General features: G+C 41.0%; 1 protein-coding gene. It reads left to right on the forward strand.

From position 1 onward, the window contains the following. Window positions 1–243: 243 nt before the first annotated feature. Window positions 244–1,636: NB-ARC domain-containing protein (locus F6K38_RS41400; RefSeq protein WP_287360653.1), on the forward strand; the 1,393-nt coding region annotated here is incomplete at its 3' end.

Below are 1,636 nucleotides of genomic sequence, written 5' to 3' on the forward strand. Positions count from 1 at the left end.
AAACAGTCTCCAGATACAGTAACTGCGATCGAGAAAACCCCAGAGCAATCTCTTCATTATGCCAAGGTGGTATTGGAAGTAGAAGCAGCAGCTAAGCAAAATCCGGAAGTTGCCCAAGCTATGGAGCATTTAGTGACTACTGTTGATGCTCAAGCTTTGCCTAATTTATAGCCAATTCGTCAAGAGATTACCAAAGCATTGGAATCCCACCAAGCTACTGTTGAGAATTACAACATTGAGAATATGAATAACCAAACTCGATTCAATCAAGCTCCCCCACTACCGCCTTATTATGTCGAACGTCCGGAAGTTAGCGAACAACTAAAACAAATCCTTTTATCGGAAGAAACCGCTAACGCTGGCACCTTAGTCGTTAGTGCCATCTATGGCTTAGGAGGCATTGGTAAATCCACTTTAGCTGCTGCTTTAGCCCATGATTCAGAGGTTCAATCTCATTTTCCTGATGGGATTTTTTGGGCAACATTAGGTCAGCAACCTGATATCTTATCCTTTCTAAGTACGTGGATACAGCAATTAGGAGATTATGACTTCAAACCGATTAATATTGATAGCGCTTCTTTACAACTAAGAACATTATTATCCGATCAGAAAGCGTTACTAGTAGTGGATGATGTTTGGCATCCTGACCATGTTGAACCCTTTCGAGTGGCTGGGGATGGCTGTCGGGTTTTAGTTACTACAAGAGAAGCCCAGGTTGAAGGTGCCATTCGCTATGATTTAGACGTGATGACTCCTAATCAATCCTTGGAGTTATTAACCTCTTGTTTCAATAATGAGTTAACTAATCAAGAACTCGACTATGCTGAAACCTTAGCCAAAACTGTCGGCTATTTACCCCTAGCATTAGAATTAGCGGCTGCCCAAGTTAGAGATGGCATCTCTTGGCAGGAGTTACTGGGTGAGTTAGAAGATTTAATTGTTGGTGTAGAAGCTTTGGATCGATTGAAAGCAGAGGAAGAGCCAAGTGACGCTAAGCGCAAAAACTATAGTCTAGTGGCTTCCTTTAATCTCAGTTTAAAGGGATTATCCGACGACAAGAGGTTGAAAAACTTTGCTTGGTTAGGGATACTGCCGGAGGATGTCACCATTACTGAATCCATGGCCACAACGTTATGGAATTGTAATTTAGTTGAAGCCAAAGATACCTTAAACTACTTACGACAAAAAGCGTTATTACTACCAGGAATCTCTACTACACCAGACACTAACTATCGCCTCCATGACTTGTTACATGATTTAGCTCTTCGTCTGGTACAATCAGAGCTAGGATTATCAATTACCGAAGCTCATCAACAATTATTAGAACGTTATCAAACTAAGACCGAAAAGGGATTATGGCATACCTTACCCGATGATGGTTATATCTATAGTCACTTATTCTGGCATCTAGAGAAAGCCAAAAAAATTAGTGAAATTCATCAACTGCTGAAAGAAGAAACTCCAGCAGGAGATAACGGTTGGTATTGGCAGTGTGAGAGACAGGGAAAAACTGCTAATTTTATCAAGGATGTATCGAGAGCTTGGGCAATAGCAGCAGATAATTTTACAGAAAATCCTACAGAATCGATTAGTTTACAGTGTCGGTATGCTCTGATTACCACATCCCTCAACAGCT

The sequence above is a fragment of the Moorena sp. SIO3B2 genome, assembly GCF_010692525.1.
Lineage (GTDB): Bacteria > Cyanobacteriota > Cyanobacteriia > Cyanobacteriales > Coleofasciculaceae > Moorena > Moorena producens.